This is a genomic window from Massilimicrobiota sp. An142, from assembly GCF_002160725.1.
Taxonomy (GTDB): Bacteria; Bacillota_I; Bacilli_A; order Erysipelotrichales; family Coprobacillaceae; genus Allocoprobacillus; species Allocoprobacillus merdigallinarum.
The window spans coordinates 1-15,997 of the sequence record NZ_NFLD01000014.1 but is presented as its reverse complement, the minus strand read 5'-3'; the positions used below and the strand labels follow the sequence as shown (position 1 = coordinate 15,997).

The 15,997-nt window shown below is 34.3% G+C and carries 12 protein-coding genes and 1 other annotated feature; all 12 genes read left to right on the top strand.

Features of this window, described 5'->3' with window-relative positions:
• The first annotated feature begins 16 nt into the window (after positions 1-16).
• The 12 genes from rplA to B5E87_RS07355 all read left to right on the top strand — a co-directional run bounded on the left by rplA (position 17) and on the right by B5E87_RS07355 (position 15,720).
• Complete coding sequence (gene rplA / locus B5E87_RS07410; protein WP_087244294.1) at positions 17-700, top strand: 50S ribosomal protein L1; 684 nt, start codon at positions 17-19, stop codon at positions 698-700.
• Positions 701-715: 15 nt separating this feature from the next.
• Positions 716-835, top strand: a sequence feature (ribosomal protein L10 leader region).
• A gap of 35 nt (positions 836-870) precedes the next feature.
• Complete coding sequence (gene rplJ / locus B5E87_RS07405; protein WP_087244293.1) at positions 871-1,392, top strand: 50S ribosomal protein L10; 522 nt, start codon at positions 871-873, stop codon at positions 1,390-1,392.
• Between the two features lie 25 nt (positions 1,393-1,417).
• The gene (gene rplL, locus B5E87_RS07400; RefSeq protein ID WP_087244292.1) at positions 1,418-1,789 is read left to right on the top strand and encodes a 50S ribosomal protein L7/L12; all 372 of its coding nucleotides are present in this window, start codon (positions 1,418-1,420) and stop codon (positions 1,787-1,789) included.
• 56 nt (positions 1,790-1,845) lie between these two features.
• On the top strand, positions 1,846-2,439 hold the full coding sequence (locus tag B5E87_RS07395) for a class I SAM-dependent methyltransferase (protein ID WP_087244291.1): 594 nt from the start codon (positions 1,846-1,848) through the stop codon (positions 2,437-2,439).
• Positions 2,440-2,606: 167 nt separating this feature from the next.
• On the top strand, positions 2,607-6,266 hold the full coding sequence (gene rpoB / locus B5E87_RS07390) for a DNA-directed RNA polymerase subunit beta (RefSeq protein ID WP_087244290.1): 3,660 nt from the start codon (positions 2,607-2,609) through the stop codon (positions 6,264-6,266).
• Between the two features lie 13 nt (positions 6,267-6,279).
• Positions 6,280-9,978 carry a DNA-directed RNA polymerase subunit beta' gene (rpoC, locus tag B5E87_RS07385; RefSeq protein ID WP_087244289.1) on the top strand — a complete coding sequence of 1,233 codons (3,699 nt, stop codon included), beginning with the start codon at positions 6,280-6,282 and terminating at the stop codon, positions 9,976-9,978.
• A gap of 182 nt (positions 9,979-10,160) precedes the next feature.
• Positions 10,161-10,574 carry a 30S ribosomal protein S12 gene (rpsL, locus tag B5E87_RS07380; RefSeq protein ID WP_087244288.1) on the top strand — a complete coding sequence of 138 codons (414 nt, stop codon included), beginning with the start codon at positions 10,161-10,163 and terminating at the stop codon, positions 10,572-10,574.
• A 19-nt stretch (positions 10,575-10,593) separates the two neighbouring features.
• Entirely contained in the window at positions 10,594-11,064 is a 471-nt protein-coding gene (rpsG, locus tag B5E87_RS07375) for a 30S ribosomal protein S7 (RefSeq protein ID WP_087244287.1), read from the top strand.
• A 37-nt stretch (positions 11,065-11,101) separates the two neighbouring features.
• Positions 11,102-13,177 carry an elongation factor G gene (fusA, locus tag B5E87_RS07370; protein ID WP_087244286.1) on the top strand — a complete coding sequence of 692 codons (2,076 nt, stop codon included), beginning with the start codon at positions 11,102-11,104 and terminating at the stop codon, positions 13,175-13,177.
• Positions 13,178-13,263: 86 nt separating this feature from the next.
• The gene (gene tuf, locus B5E87_RS07365) at positions 13,264-14,448 is read left to right on the top strand and encodes an elongation factor Tu (protein ID WP_087244285.1); all 1,185 of its coding nucleotides are present in this window, start codon (positions 13,264-13,266) and stop codon (positions 14,446-14,448) included.
• An 85-nt stretch (positions 14,449-14,533) separates the two neighbouring features.
• Positions 14,534-15,325, top strand: coding sequence for a Cof-type HAD-IIB family hydrolase (locus B5E87_RS07360; protein ID WP_087244284.1), 792 nt, complete (start codon positions 14,534-14,536; stop codon positions 15,323-15,325).
• An 86-nt stretch (positions 15,326-15,411) separates the two neighbouring features.
• Positions 15,412-15,720: a PTS lactose/cellobiose transporter subunit IIA gene (locus B5E87_RS07355; RefSeq protein WP_087244283.1), complete on the top strand. Its 309-nt coding sequence runs from the start codon at positions 15,412-15,414 to the stop codon at positions 15,718-15,720.
• Positions 15,721-15,997: the final 277 nt, after the last annotated feature.

Genomic DNA, 15,997 nt, shown 5'->3' with positions numbered 1-15,997 from the left:
AAGAGGAGATAAGAAAATGGCTAAAAGAAGTAAAAAATATCAAGAAGCCGCTGCTCTTATTGAAAAAGGTAAAGCTTACCCAATTGATGAAGCAGTTGCTTTAGTAAAGAAAACAAGTAAAGTTAATTTTGATGCAAGTGTGGATGTTGTATTTAAATTAGGATTAGATACAAGACATGCTGATCAACAATTACGTGGTGCAGTTGTATTACCACACGGAACTGGAAAAACTAAAAAAGTTTTAGTTGTCACTCAAGGAGCTAAAGTTGAAGAAGCTAAAGCTGCTGGAGCAGATGTTGTAGGTGGAAAAGAAATTCTTGAAGATATCCAAAAAGGATGGCTTGATTTCGAAGTTATGATTGCAACACCTGACATGATGGCTGAATTAGGAAAATTAGGACGTATTTTAGGGCCTAAAGGATTAATGCCTAACCCTAAAACTGGAACAGTCACTATGGATGTAGCAAAAGCTGTTCAAGAAACAAAAGCTGGTAAAGTGACTTACCGTACTGATAAAGATGGTAATGTTCATATGCCAATCGGAAGAGTATCTTTCGATGATGAAAAACTTGCAGAAAACTTTAAAACAGTTTACGACTTATTATTAAGAGTTAAACCATCTTCTGCAAAAGGAACTTATATGAAGAACATCGTTGTTTCTTCAACTATGGGTCCTTCAGTAAAAGTTGCTTCAATGTAATTGAAGTCATAACAAAAAGACGCAATCAATATACCGTAGACAGCAACGGGGAAACCTTAATGAAGTTGCCGAGGTGATATTGTCAAAGAATTGACAACTCCCTCGTGTTTACTGAGGGAGTTTTTCACGGATATATTGTTGCATATATAAAATCAATAGGAGGTGTAACAATGTCAAAAGAAATCTTAGAAGCGAAACAACAGGTTGTTGCTGAAATTAGTGAACAATTAAAAGCTTCACAATCAACAGTTGTTGTAGAATATCGTGGATTAACAGTGGCTGAAGTTACTGAATTACGTAGAGCTTTAAGAGCTGAAAATGTGGGATTTAAAGTTTATAAAAACACATTAGTTCAAAGAGCTGTTGAACAAGAAGGTATGAACGAATTAGAAGAATACCTTGTTGGTCCAAATGCTTTAGCGTTTGGTAAAGATGATGCAGTGGCTCCTGCAAGAATCTTAGCTGATTTTGCAAAAGACCATGAAGCATTACAAATTAAAGCTGCTTATATCGAAGGTAAATTCTTACCAAAAGAAGAAGTTATGGCAGTGGCAAAATTACCTAATCGTGAAGGTATGTACTCAATGTTACTTGCATGTATGAAAGAACCTGTTGCAAAAGTGGCAAGAGTTATTCAAGCTGTTGCTGATGCAAAAGGTGGAGATGCAGCTGAAGAAGCTGCTGCTGAATAGTTAAAAATGAACGGAGGAAAATAAAATGGCAAAATTAACACATGAAGATATCTTAGCTTATTTAGAAGAAGCTACAATTTTAGAATTAAATGATTTAGTAAAAGCAATCGAAGAAAAATTTGATGTAACTGCTGCTGCTCCTGTAGCTGTTGTTGCTGGTGGAGAAGCTGCTGCAGATGCTGCACCTGCTAACGTAACTGTAACATTAACTGATGTTGGTGCTACTAAAGTTGCTGTTATCAAAGCAGTAAGAGAAATCACTGGTTTAGGATTAGTTGATGCTAAAGGATTAGTAGACAAAGTTCCAGCTGAAATTAAGAAAGATATTCCTGCAGAAGAAGGAGCTAAGATTAAAGAACAATTAGAAGCTGCTGGTGCAACTGTAGAAGTTAAATAATTTCTTGGAATAAAAAAGCCCTTGTCAAAGGGCTTTTTATCTTAGGAGAATAGAAGATGACACATTATTATACAAATAATATTGATTTAAAATCTCAAAAAACACAAATTTCTTTTCAATATAGAGGACATCATCTGGTTTTTATAAGTGATAGTGGCGTTTTTTCAAAAGAACGTATTGATTATGGTTCGCGTGTTTTATTGGAAAGCATGAATATACAATCTCATCAAAAAACATTATTGGATGTTGGTTGTGGTTATGGGACTTTAGGTATTTCTTTAAAGAAAGTCTATCCATGGTTACATGTTGAAATGGTTGATGTGAATGAACGTGCTATTGCATTGGCTAATGAGTCTATTGAACATAATCAGGAAAATGATATTATTGCTTATAAAAGCTCGGTTTATGAAAATGTGAAAGATACATTTGATATTATTGTTTCTAATCCGCCTATTCGTGCAGGGAAAAAGATTGTTTTTGAAATATTAGAAAAAGCATATGATCATTTAAATAATCAAGGAGAATTATTTGTTGTTATTCAAAAAAAACAAGGCGCTCCTTCAGCTAAGAAAAAAATGGAAGATGTTTTTGGAAATTGTGAAATTATAAAACGTGATAAAGGATACTTTATCTTAAAATCTGTAAAATAACACTGTTTTTTACTGTTTCAAAAGTTATTTTGAAATTTATGATTTGGTATTGACTTCAACTGGCCTCTATGCTAGTATAATAAAATGCCTACTCATATATAAAAAGCAGTGTTTTTTGCGTGCTTTAAATAAGGAGATAGAGATAATTGATAAGGAGTGAAGCGGGCTTGGAAAAAAATGTAACTCAGGCAAAAAGTCGTATTAATCGTCGTAATTATTCAAGAATTAGTGGGTCTTTAGAATTACCAAATTTAGTAGAAATCCAAACAAATTCTTATGAATGGTTTAAGAACGAAGGTATCAAAGAAGTTTTTAACGATGTTTATCCTATTAGCAATTTTAATGAAACTTTAACTTTAGAGTTTGTTGATTGCCGTTTTGATGAGCCAAAATATTCAGTAGATGAAGCTAAAGATAGAGATGCAAATTATTCTGCTCCTATTCGTGCTACTTTACGTTTAGTGAATAATGGAACTGGCGAAATTAAAGAAAACGAAGTCTTTATGGGAGATTTTCCATTAATGACTGATGCTGGTACTTTTATCATTAATGGTGCTGAACGTGTTATTGTTTCACAATTAGTGCGTTCACCAGGTGCATATTTTGCTGATGCCATGGATAAAAGTGGTAAGACAGTCTTTACAGGAAGCATGATTCCTTCAAGAGGAACATGGCTTGAATTTGAAAATGACGCAAAAGATATTTTAAATGTACGTATTGACCGTACACGTAAAATTCCTGGTACAATTTTATTACGTGCTTTAGGTTTAAGCAGTGATGAAGATATTATTGAAGTGTTAGGTGATCATGAGTTTATTAGAAATACTCTAGCCAAAGATACAACTCACAATACTGATGAAGCTTTAATTGAAATTTACAATAAATTAAGACCAGGAGAACCTGCAACGCTAGAAGGTGCTAATACTTTATTATATACAAGATTTTTTGATGCAAAAAGATATGATCTTGCGCGTGCAGGACGTTTTAAACTTGGCAAAAAATTGAGTTTATTAGATAGAATTACAAACCGTGTTTTAGCTCAGGATGTTATAGATATAGATGGAAATGTTGTCATGAAAGAAGGAACTTTATTAACAAAAGATAAAGTTGACCTTTTAGCTCCTGTTTTCCAGGCTGGAGCTCATACAATGGACATTAAAACAAATGATTTCTTAAAATCACATGGACGTATTCAAGTGCTTGAAGTCTATGTTGATGAAACAAAATCAAAGAAAATGAGAGTTGTTGGGACAGATTTATCATTAGATTGTAAATATATTACAATTTCTGATATGATTGCTGCCTATTCATATATGTTGAATCTTGTTGATATTTATGATTCATTAGATTTAGCAAGTGACGATAGAGTCAACTTAATGAGTCGTATTGGTTTATTAGATGATATTGATCATTTAGGAAATAGACGTGTACGTTCTGTTGGTGAATTAATTCAAAATCAATTTAGAATTGGTTTATCAAGAATGGAGAGAGTCGTTAAAGAAAGAATGTCATTATCTGAAATTGATAGTGTCACTCCTCAGTCATTAACTAACATTCGTCCATTAACTGCCGCTATGAAAGAATTTTTCTCATCATCTCAGTTATCTCAATTTATGGATCAGATTAATCCATTAGCCGAGTTAACAAATAAACGTCGTTTATCAGCATTAGGACCAGGTGGTTTATCAAGAGATCGTGCTGGTTATGAAGTCCGTGACGTTCATGCCTCTCACTATGGTCGTATTTGTCCAATTGAAACACCTGAAGGTCCAAATATCGGGTTAATTTCTACACTTGCTTCTTATGCAAAAATCAATAAATATGGATTTATTGAAACACCATATCGTAAAGTGAATCATAGTGTGATTGACGAAAATGATGTGCGTTATTTAACAGCCGATGAAGAAAAGAATTATGTCATTGCACAAGCAAAAGTTCAACATGATGAAAATGGAAAAATCTTGGATGAACAAGTTATTGCCCGTCATTTGGGAGAAAATATTATGGCTAAGCCTGAAGAAATTGATTTTATTGATATTTCTCCAAAACAGATTGTTTCTGTAGCCACTTCATGTATTCCTTTCCTAGAAAATGACGATGCGACTCGTGCTTTGATGGGTGCCAACATGCAACGTCAGGCCGTACCATTATTAAATCCACACACACCTCTTGTAGGAACTGGTATGGAATATCAGGCTGCTAGAGATTCTGGAGCTGCAGTTGTGGCTAAAAAAGATGGTATTGTCACATATGTTGATGCGAAAAAGATTATTGTTGAAGAAGATACAGGTCCACATAAGTATCGTTTAACAAAATTCGCGATTTCTAATGCGGGAACTTGTATTAATCATAGACCAATCGTAAAAGCTGGAGATAAAGTTGTCAAAGGGGAAATTTTAGCTGATGGTCCATCTATGGAGCAAGGTGAATTAGCCCTTGGGCAAAACGTATTGGTTGGTTTCATGACATGGAATGGTTATAACTACGAAGATGCTGTTATCATGTCTGAAAGATTAGTGAAAGAAGATGTTTATACATCTATTCATATTGAAGAATATAGTATTGAATGTCGTGATACAAAATTAGGTCCTGAAGAAATTACGCGTGATATTTCAAACGTTGGGGAAGATGCCCGTAAAAACTTGAATAGCGAAGGTATCATTATGATTGGTGCTGAAGTGAAAGAAGGGGATATCTTAGTTGGTAAAGTAACACCTAAAGGACAGGCAGAATTATCTGCTGAAGAAAAATTATTACTAGCAATCTTTGGTGAAAAATCAAGAGAAGTCAAAGATAATTCATTAAGAGTTCCTCATGGTGGTGCTGGTATTGTTCATGATATTAAAATCTTCTCTAGAAAAAATGGTGATGAATTACAACCAGGTGTTAATAAAGTTGTTAAAGTGTATATCGTTCAAAAACGTAAGATTTCTGAAGGAGATAAAATGGCCGGACGTCATGGTAACAAAGGGGTTATCTCTAAGATCTTACCTATCGAAGATATGCCACATTTGGAAGATGGTACAATTCTTGATATCATGTTAAATCCATTAGGGGTACCATCACGTATGAACATTGGTCAGGTATTGGAATTACATTTAGGATATGCTGCTAGAGAGTTAGGAATGTACTTTGCAACTCCTGCATTTGATGGTATTAACTCAAAAGATCTTGAGGATATCATGAAAGAAGCTGGAATGTCAGTTGATGGAAAACAACCAGTTATTTCTGGTATGACTGGAGAATATTTTGATTCTAATATTTCAGTTGGGGTTATGTATATGATTAAATTAGCCCACATGGTTGACGATAAATTACATGCCAGATCAGTAGGTCCATACTCATTAGTTACACAACAGCCTTTAGGTGGTAAGGCTCAAAACGGTGGACAGAGATTTGGGGAAATGGAAGTTTGGGCACTTGAAGCATATGGTGCAGCTTATACATTAAGAGAAATCTTAACGGTTAAATCTGACGATGTTGTTGGTCGTGTCAAAACTTATGAAGCCATTGTAAAAGGTCAAAAATTACCTGAACCTGGTTTGCCAGAATCATTTAGAGTTTTAACAAAAGAATTACAGGCATTAGCTTTAGATATTCGTATGTTAGATAAAGATGGTCAAGAAATAGATGCAAGAAAGATTGAAGATGAAGAACGTCGTTTCCCAACTTCAATTGATACAACTCCTGAACAACCAGAAGTCACTGAAGAAGAAGTGGCTGAGGTAGAAGGTGATTTCTCTGAAGATGAAGAATCATTTGATGATTTGGATTCTGTAATTGATGAACTCTTCACTGATGATGAAGAAGAAAGTAACGAAGAATAGGAGGAAACAATGAATGGCAGATGTCAATAACTTTTCAGCAATCCAGATTGGATTAGCTTCTCCAGAAAAAATTCGTGAATGGTCTTATGGTGAAGTTAAAAAACCTGAAACTATTAATTATCGTTCTCAAAAACCTGAAAAAGATGGTCTATTCTGTGAAAGAATCTTTGGACCATCTAAGGATTGGGAATGTAGCTGTGGAAAATATAAGAAAGTCAGATATAAAGGCGTAATCTGTGATCGTTGTGGTGTCGAAGTCACAAAATCTTCTGTACGTCGTGAACGTATGGGACATATTGAACTTGCGACTCCAGTCGCACATATCTGGTATTTAAAAGGTATTCCATCAAGAATGGGGCTTATTCTTGATATGTCACCAAAACAACTTGAAGAAATCATTTATTTCGTTTCTTATGTTGTCACTGATAAAGGAAGTACACCTTTAGAATATAAACAAGTTTTATCTGAAAGAGATTATCGTAACTGTTATGAAAAATTTGGTCATCAGTTTGAAGCCAAAACTGGGGCAGAAGCGATTAAAATCTTACTTCAAAAAGTTGATTTAGATGAAGAATTTGAATCAGTAACAAAAGATTTAAAAGAAGCACAGGGACAAAGACGTTCTAAATTATTGAAGAGACTAGAAGCTATTGAAGCTTTTAGAACTTCACATAATCAGCCTGAATGGATGATTCTTGATGTGCTTCCAGTTATTCCACCTGATTTAAGACCAATGTTACAGTTGGATGGTGGGCGTTTTGCGACAAGTGATTTGAATGATTTATATCGTCGTGTGATTACACGTAATAATCGTTTAAAGAAATTATTAGAACTTGGAACACCATCAATCATTGTCCAAAATGAAAAACGTATGTTACAGGAAGCAGTTGATGCTTTGATTGATAATGGACGTCGTTCTAAACCAATTACAGGTGCTGGAGGAAGACCATTAAAATCATTAAGCCATACGTTAAAAGGAAAACAAGGACGTTTCCGTCAAAACTTACTTGGGAAACGTGTTGACTATTCAGGACGTTCAGTTATCGCTGTTGGTCCAGACTTAAAAATGTATCAATGTGGTATTCCACGTGAAATGGCATTGAATTTATTTAAACCATTTGTGATTAGTGGATTAGTGAGAGAGCAGATTGCAACAAATATCAAAGCTGCTGAAAGATTAATTGATAAGATGGATGATGTGATTTGGCCAATCGTTGAAGAAGTCATCAAAGAACATCCAGTCTTATTAAACCGTGCGCCTACATTGCATAGATTAGGTATTCAGGCATTCGAACCTAAATTGGTTGAAGGACGTGCTATTCGTTTGCATCCATTAGTATGTCCAGCGTTCAACGCTGACTTTGATGGTGACCAGATGGCAGTTCACGTTCCATTAGGGGAAGAAGCTATTCAAGAAGCTAGACAGTTAATGTTAGGTTCTCACAATATCCTTGGACCAAAAGATGGAAAACCTATCGTTACACCTTCTCAGGACATGGTGTTAGGTAACTATTACTTAACATTAGAAGATGAAGGGGCTGTTGGTGAAGGAACTGTTTTTGCAGATGTGAATGAAGTTTTAATGGCATATGATGCAAAAACTGTACATTTACACACAAGAATTGCGATTAGAGGAAAATCTTTAAAGAATAAGACATTTACTGAAAAACAAAATAATAGCTATTTAATTACAAGTGTTGGTAAAATTATCTTTAACCAGATTTTTGATGGGGCATTCCCATTTATCAATGATTCTAGTAAAGAAAATTTAGTTGCAACACCAGATAAATATTTCGTACCAATGGGTACTGATATTAAAGCACATATTAAAGCACAACCTTTAATTAAACCATTGGGTAAAAAAGCTTTAGGAAACATTATCAATGAAATGTTTGATCCTACAAAAATTAGTGATACAACAGCGATGTTGGATAAATTAAAGGATCAAGGATTCTATTATTCTACAATTGCGGGTATTACAGTTTCTGTTTATGATATTCAGGTTCCACAAAGTAAATACGTTTTATTTGATGAAGCTGATGAAAAACTTGAAGTAATCAAGAAATTATATCGTAAAGGGAAAATCACTGATGAAGAAAGACATAATATCGTTATTAAGTTATGGGAATCTGTTAAAGATCAGGTTCAGGCTGTCGTTAAAGATGAGTTTGAAGCTGATGACCGTAATCCAATCTTCATTATGTCTGATTCAGGTGCCCGTGGTAATATTTCTAACTTTACACAGTTAGTAGGTATGCGTGGATTGATGTCTAATCCAAAAGGTGAAACAATTGAGTTGCCTATCAAATCTTCATTTAGAGAAGGTTTAACTGCATCTGAATTCTTCATCTCTACACATGGTGCTCGTAAAGGATCTACTGATACAGCCTTAAAGACAGCCGATTCAGGATACTTGACAAGACGTTTGGTTGACGTTGCTCAAGAAGTCATTGTTACTGAAGATGATTGTGGTACAGATCAGGGATTTGTTGTTACAGAATTGTACAATACTTCAGATAATTCAGTTATTGTGCCATTATATGACCGTTTAGTGGGACGTTATTCTCAAAAGGATATTGTTCATCCTGAAACAGGTGAAACGCTTGTTAAAGCTGGCGAAATGATTGATGAAGCGATTGCTAAGAATATTACTGATGCAGGTATTAAAGAAGTTGAAATTCGTTCTATTTTTGGATGTAAAGCGAAAAATGGAATTTGTAGAAAATGTTATGGTCGTAATCTAGCAACTGGTGAACAAGTTGAATTAGGAGAAGCTATTGGTATTATGGCGGCTCAATCAATTGGTGAACCTGGTACACAGTTAACAATGCGTACATTCCACATGGGTGGAGTTGCTGGTGGTGCCGATATCACTCAAGGTTTACCTCGTATTCAAGAGTTATTTGAAGCAAGAAATCCAAAAGCAAAATCTATTATTTCTGAAATTGATGGTGAAGTTTCTAATATCATTGATAACAATGGTAGAGCTGAAGTTGTGGTTTCTAACTTACTTGAAACAAAGAGTTATTTAACACCTTATGGTGCAAAATTAAGAGTTTCTGTAGGTGATGAAGTTAGTATTGGTTCTAAAATTACTGAAGGATCAATTGATCCAAAAGAATTATTAGCTGTTGCTGATGTCAAAGCTGTAGAAAATTATATCTTGAAAGAAGTTCAAAAAGTTTATCGTTTACAAGGTATTGAAATTTCAGATAAACACATTGAAGTTATTATTCATCAAATGTTGAAGAAGATGAGAATTGTTGAAGGTGGAGATACTGGAGCATTACCTGGTACTCATATTAATGTTCAAAAATTTACTGAATTAAATAAAGAAGCCTTAAAAGCTGGAAAACATCCTGCTGTTGCAAGACCAATCTTGTTAGGTATTACAAAAGCTTCACTTGAAACTGAATCATTCTTATCTGCTGCTTCATTCCAGGAAACAACAAAAATCTTAACAGATGCGGCTATTAAAGGTAAGGTTGATGAATTAAGAGGTCTTAAAGAAAATGTTATTATTGGTAAATTATTACCTGCTGGTACAGGATTAAGAGGACCTTTAAAATCACCTGAAACGATTGCTAGAGAGTTAGAAGAAGCACGCAAAGAAAAGGAATTAGAAGAAGCTGAACATTTACAAGCTGAAACTTTATCAGAAAGTTTGTTAAGCAGTACTGAAATTGATGAAGAATTTTCAACAACAGAATAAAATAAAGAAACAAGGTCTTAAAAAAGATCTTGTTTTTCTTTGATAAAAAGAGTAAAAAGTGTTGACTTTATAAATTTTGTCGTATATAATTGCTTTCGGTACTCGACTAAGAGTGCATTTTATCTCATCAAAAAATGAAACACCCGGAATTGTGTGTTAAGAAGAAAGGAAAGGAGAAAAACATGCCTACAATTAATCAATTAGTCAGAAAAGGACGTAGTGAAAAAACATCTAAATCAAAATCACCTGCGTTAAATAGAGGTTACAACTCATTATTAAAGAAACCAACTAATATTAGTTCACCTCAAAAACGTGGTGTTTGTACTCGTGTTGCCACTATGACACCAAAGAAACCTAACTCGGCTTTACGTAAATATGCCCGTGTTCGTTTATCAAACGGAATGGAAGTAACTGCATATATTCCAGGAATTGGGCACAACTTACAGGAACACAGCGTTGTGTTAATTCGTGGAGGACGTGTTAAGGACTTACCAGGGGTTCGTTATCATATTATTCGTGGTACTATGGACTGTGCTGGTGTAAAAGATCGTATGCAAGGACGCTCTCGTTATGGAGCTAAAAAACCTAAAAAATAAGAGATAGGAGGAAAAACTGATGTCAAGAAGAGGACGCGTAGCAAAAAGAGATGTACTACCTGATCCAATTTATAATTCTAAGGTAGTTACAAAATTAATTAACAATATCATGCTTGATGGTAAAAAAGGTGTTGCTCAAAACATCTTATATGAAGCATTTAAAAAAGTTGAAGAAAAAACTGGAAATCCTGCAATGGAAGTATTTGATCAAGCAATCAACAATATCATGCCTGTACTTGAATTAAAAGTAAGACGTATTGGAGGAGCTAACTATCAAGTACCTGTTGAAGTATCTCCAGAAAGAAGAATGACATTAGGATTAAGATGGTTAGTTAACTATTCTCGTTTAAGAAACGAAAAAAGCATGATTGATCGTCTTGCTAATGAAATTATTGATGCCTCTAATGGAACTGGTGCTTCTGTGAAAAAGAAAGAAGATACTCATAAGATGGCTGAAGCTAATAAAGCATTTGCACATTTCCGTTGGTAATATATGATTTAGAGGAAATATTTGAAAGGAGAAAAATATGGCTCGTGAATTTTCGTTAGAAAAAACTCGTAATATTGGAATCATGGCTCACATTGATGCTGGTAAAACAACAACAACTGAACGTGTTCTTTATTACACTGGAAAAATTCATAAAATTGGTGAAACACATGATGGTGCTTCACAAATGGACTGGATGGAACAAGAGCAAGAACGTGGTATTACAATCACTTCAGCAGCAACAACTGCACAATGGAATGGATACCGTGTTAACATCATTGATACTCCAGGCCATGTCGATTTCACTGTTGAAGTAGAACGTTCTTTACGTGTACTTGACGGTGCTGTTACTGTATTAGACTCAAAAGCTGGTGTTGAACCACAAACAGAAACTGTTTGGCGTCAAGCAACAACTTATGGAGTTCCTCGAATTGTCTTCTGTAACAAAATGGATGCAACTGGGGCAGATTTCTTAATGTCTGTTGAATCTATTGGAAAAAGATTAGATGCTAACGCTGTAGCTATTCAATTACCAATTGGTGCCGAAGATACATTTGAAGGTGTTATTGACTTAATTAAAATGAAAGCTGTTCATTTTGAAGGAGCTAAGGGTGAAAACGTTGTTTATTCTGAAATTCCTGAAAATATGAAAGCTCAAGCAGAAGAATATCGTCAAAAAATGATTGATTCAGCTGCATCTTTTGATGATGATTTAATGATGAAAGTCTTAGAAGAAGAACCAGTTACTGAAGAAGAAATTAAAGCAGCAATCCGTAAAGGAGTATTAGCTGTTGAATTATTCCCAGTATTATGTGGATCTGCTTATAAAGACAAAGGTGTACAGTTAATGTTAGATGCTGTTATCGACTTCTTACCTGCACCAACTGATGTTCCATCAATTAAAGGTGAAGATGAAGATGGTAACGAAATCGAAAGACATGCAAGTGATGATGAGCCATTCTCTGCATTAGCATTTAAGATTATGGCTGACCCATTTGTTGGTAAATTAACATTCTTCCGTGTATATTCAGGACATATTGAATCTGGATCATATGTTTTAAACTCTTCTAAAGATAAAAAAGAACGTTTAGGACGTATCTTACAGATGCATGCTAATACACGTAAAGAAATTAGCGAAGTTTATGCTGGAGATATTGCTGCAGCTGTTGGATTTAAAAATACAACAACTGGGGATACTATCTGTGATGAAAAGAATTTCATTATCTTAGAAAAAATGGAATTCCCTGAACCAGTTATTGAATTAGCAATTGAACCAAAAACAAAACAAGACCAAGATAAATTAAGTAACGGTTTAGCAAGATTAGCTGAAGAAGACCCTACATTTAGAGTCACTACAAATCCTGAAACTGGTGATACAATTATTGCCGGAGTTGGGGAATTACACTTAGACGTTATCGTTGATCGTTTAAAGAGAGAATACAAAGTTGAAGCTAATGTTGGGGCACCACAAGTTGCTTATCGTGAAACAATTAGAAAAACTGCTGATTGTGAAGGTAAATTCGTACGTCAATCTGGTGGACGTGGACAATACGGACATGTATGGATTAAATTCGAACCAAATGAAGGTAAAGGATTTGAATTCGTTGATGCTGTAGTTGGTGGAACTGTCCCTAGAGAATACATTGGTTCTGTTAAAGCTGGTCTTGAAGAAGCATTAGATAATGGTATGATTGCTGGATATCCAGTATTAGATATTAAAGCAACATTATTTGATGGGTCTTACCATGATGTCGATTCATCAGAAATGGCATATAAGGTAGCTGCAAGTTTAGCATTAAAAGAAGCTGGTAAAAAATGTGATCCAGTTATCTTGGAACCAATTATGGCTGTAGAAGTCACTGCACCTTCTGAATACTTAGGAAGCGTTATGGGAGATATCTCTTCTAGACGTGGTATGATTGAAGGACAAGAAGAAAGAGGAAACGCTGTTTTAGTACAAGCAAGTGTACCTTTATCTGAAATGTTTGGATATGTTACTGATTTAAGATCATTTACACAAGGACGTGGAAATTACACTATGCAATTTGATCGTTATGAACCAGTTCCTAAGTCAATTGCAGAAAGTATTATTAAGAAAAATGGTGGAAATAATTAATCCACTAAAAGTATTGCATTTTTGAGATAAATCATTTAGAATGTATATGTAAAAATTTAATGAAATTTATATAGGAGGAAGCTTAAATGGCTAAAGAAAAATTTGACCGCTCTAAAGCGCATGTTAATATTGGAACAATTGGTCACGTTGACCATGGTAAAACAACTTTAACTGCAGCAATCACTACTGTTTTAGCACAAGAAGGAAATGCTCAAGCAATGGATTATGCTGCAATCGATGCTGCACCTGAAGAAAAAGAACGTGGAATCACAATCAACACTGCACACGTTGAATATCAAACAGCAACTCGTCACTATGCACACGTTGACTGTCCAGGTCATGCTGACTACATCAAAAACATGATCACTGGTGCTGCTCAAATGGATGGAGCTATCTTAGTAGTAGCTGCTACTGATGGACCTATGCCACAAACAAGAGAACACATCTTATTATCTCGTCAGGTAGGTGTACCTTACATCATCGTATTCTTAAATAAATGTGATATGGTTGATGATGACGAATTAATCGAATTAGTTGAAATGGAAGTTCGTGAATTATTAAATGAATACGGATTCCCAGGAGATGACACTCCAATTATTCGTGGATCAGCTTTAAAAGCATTAGAAGGAGATCCAAAATGGGTACCAGCTATTCATGAATTAATGGATGCTGTAGATACTTATATTCCAACTCCAACTCGTGATACTGATAAACCATTCTTAATGCCAGTTGAAGACGTATTTACAATCACTGGACGTGGAACAGTTGCTACAGGACGTGTTGAAAGAGGACAATTAAAATTAAATGACCCAATCGAAATCGTTGGTATTCATGAAACTCAAAATACAGTTGCTACTGGTATCGAAATGTTCCGTAAATTATTAGATTACGCTGAAGCAGGAGATAACGTAGGGGTATTATTAAGAGGTATCAACAGAGATCAAATTCAACGTGGACAAGTATTAGCTAAACCAGGATCAGTACATCCACACAAAAAATTCGTATGCCAAGTTTACGTTTTATCAAAAGATGAAGGTGGACGTCATACACCATTCTTCTCTAACTATAGACCACAATTCTATTTCAGAACTACTGACATCACTGGTGTTATCGAATTACCAGATGGTGTAGAAATGGTTATGCCAGGAGATAACGTAGAATTAACAGTTGAATTAATCCATGCTATCGCACTTGAAAATGGTACTAAATTCTCAATTCGTGAAGGTGGAAGAACTGTTGCTTCTGGAACAGTTACTGAAGTTATCGAATAATTGAAACAAAAGGTATCGTCATGATACCTTTTTTGTTTACACTTTTTTATAAAAAGGTTATGATGTTAGGGTATGGAGGTGGAGTATGAAAAAATTATTTTTCTTTGATATAGATGGAACACTTATTGAATGTAATAAAGGTATATATCGTATCCCAAATGATGTCCGCTATGGGATGAATCAACTAAAGAAACAGGGGCATGATGTTTTTTTAGCGACTGGAAGATGTAAATGCTTTATTGTGGATGGAGTTATGGATTATCCTTTTAGTGGTTATGTAACTTGTAATGGTGCTTATGTAGAATATAAAGGGAAAGAAATATATAAAAAGGTTGTTCCAAAAGAAGCTATTGAAAAAACACATCAGCTATGTGTTGAAAGAAACCTGGCATACTATTTTGAGGGCAATGATCATATTTATGTTTTAAATAAACAAAATCCTAAACATATTGAGTTTAAGAATAATTGGGGAATGAAAGATGAAATTATTATTGATTCATATCAAATTGATGAGATTGAAACATATATTGGGATGATTGTTTTAAATTCTCTTGATGATAGAGAAATAATGTATCAAACATTATCACCTTATTTTGATATTCAACAGCATCAAAGTGGATTATCTTTTGATTTAACTTTAAAAGGTGAATCTAAAGCAAAAGGAATTCAAAAGCTTGTTGAAGCTTTAGGCAAAAATATTAAAGATACGATTGCATTTGGAGATGGACGAAATGATATTGAAATGATCTCTTTTGTTGGATTAGGAATTGCCATGGGTAATGCTGCTGATGAAACAAAAGCAGTTGCCGATTATATTACGGATAATGTTGATTGCGATGGTATATTGAAAGCACTTAAACATTTTTCTTTTCTTTAGTGTTTATAGTTGAAATTATAAAGTTGATTTGATAAAATAAATATACAGAGTAATTCTGAATTTGTTTGTTAAAGGAGAAATTGAAAATGGATGAACAAGAACAAGTAGTTATTAACCTTATCGTAAACAGTGGAAGTGCACGCAGCTCTGCTATCGAAGCTATTCAATATGCAAAAGCTGGTGATTTAGATAAGGCTGATGAATCATTACAAAATGCAAAAGAAACTGTAAATGAAGCACATCATGCACAAACTGAATTAATTCAGGCTGAAATTAGAGGAGAAAAAGCTCCATTAAACTTATTAATGGTACATGCTCAAGATCATTTAATGACTGCATTAGTTGTTATTGATTTAGCACAAGAATTTATTGATCTTTATAAAAAAATCAAATAATTAAAAGATTAGTGATTCAAGCAAAACCCCAATGACGGAGGATTAACTCAGTTAATGGGGTTTTATTTTTTAAATTTATGAGTGAATCTTTATAAAATTACAAATAAAAAAACATTGATAAATCCAATGAAAAATAGAATTTTGTAAAAAGAGGAATAAAAAAAACGAAAAAAAGTAAAAAAAAGACTTGCAAAGGTAGAGGATAGATGGTATTATAGATGAGCACTCGACGAGAGGGCACAGGGACATTGAAAACTGAACAGTAAACACGTCAATA

Coding starts and splice junctions, on each gene's coding strand:
- tuf (WP_087244285.1), top strand. CDS start 13,264: ATGGCTAAAGAAAAATTTGACCGCTCTAAAGCGCATGTTAATATTGGA.
- B5E87_RS07360 (WP_087244284.1), top strand. CDS start 14,534: ATGAAAAAATTATTTTTCTTTGATATAGATGGAACACTTATTGAATGT.
- rpsL (WP_087244288.1), top strand. CDS start 10,161: ATGCCTACAATTAATCAATTAGTCAGAAAAGGACGTAGTGAAAAAACA.
- rplJ (WP_087244293.1), top strand. CDS start 871: ATGTCAAAAGAAATCTTAGAAGCGAAACAACAGGTTGTTGCTGAAATT.
- rpsG (WP_087244287.1), top strand. CDS start 10,594: ATGTCAAGAAGAGGACGCGTAGCAAAAAGAGATGTACTACCTGATCCA.
- rpoC (WP_087244289.1), top strand. CDS start 6,280: ATGGCAGATGTCAATAACTTTTCAGCAATCCAGATTGGATTAGCTTCT.
- B5E87_RS07395 (WP_087244291.1), top strand. CDS start 1,846: ATGACACATTATTATACAAATAATATTGATTTAAAATCTCAAAAAACA.
- B5E87_RS07355 (WP_087244283.1), top strand. CDS start 15,412: ATGGATGAACAAGAACAAGTAGTTATTAACCTTATCGTAAACAGTGGA.
- rplA (WP_087244294.1), top strand. CDS start 17: ATGGCTAAAAGAAGTAAAAAATATCAAGAAGCCGCTGCTCTTATTGAA.
- fusA (WP_087244286.1), top strand. CDS start 11,102: ATGGCTCGTGAATTTTCGTTAGAAAAAACTCGTAATATTGGAATCATG.
- rplL (WP_087244292.1), top strand. CDS start 1,418: ATGGCAAAATTAACACATGAAGATATCTTAGCTTATTTAGAAGAAGCT.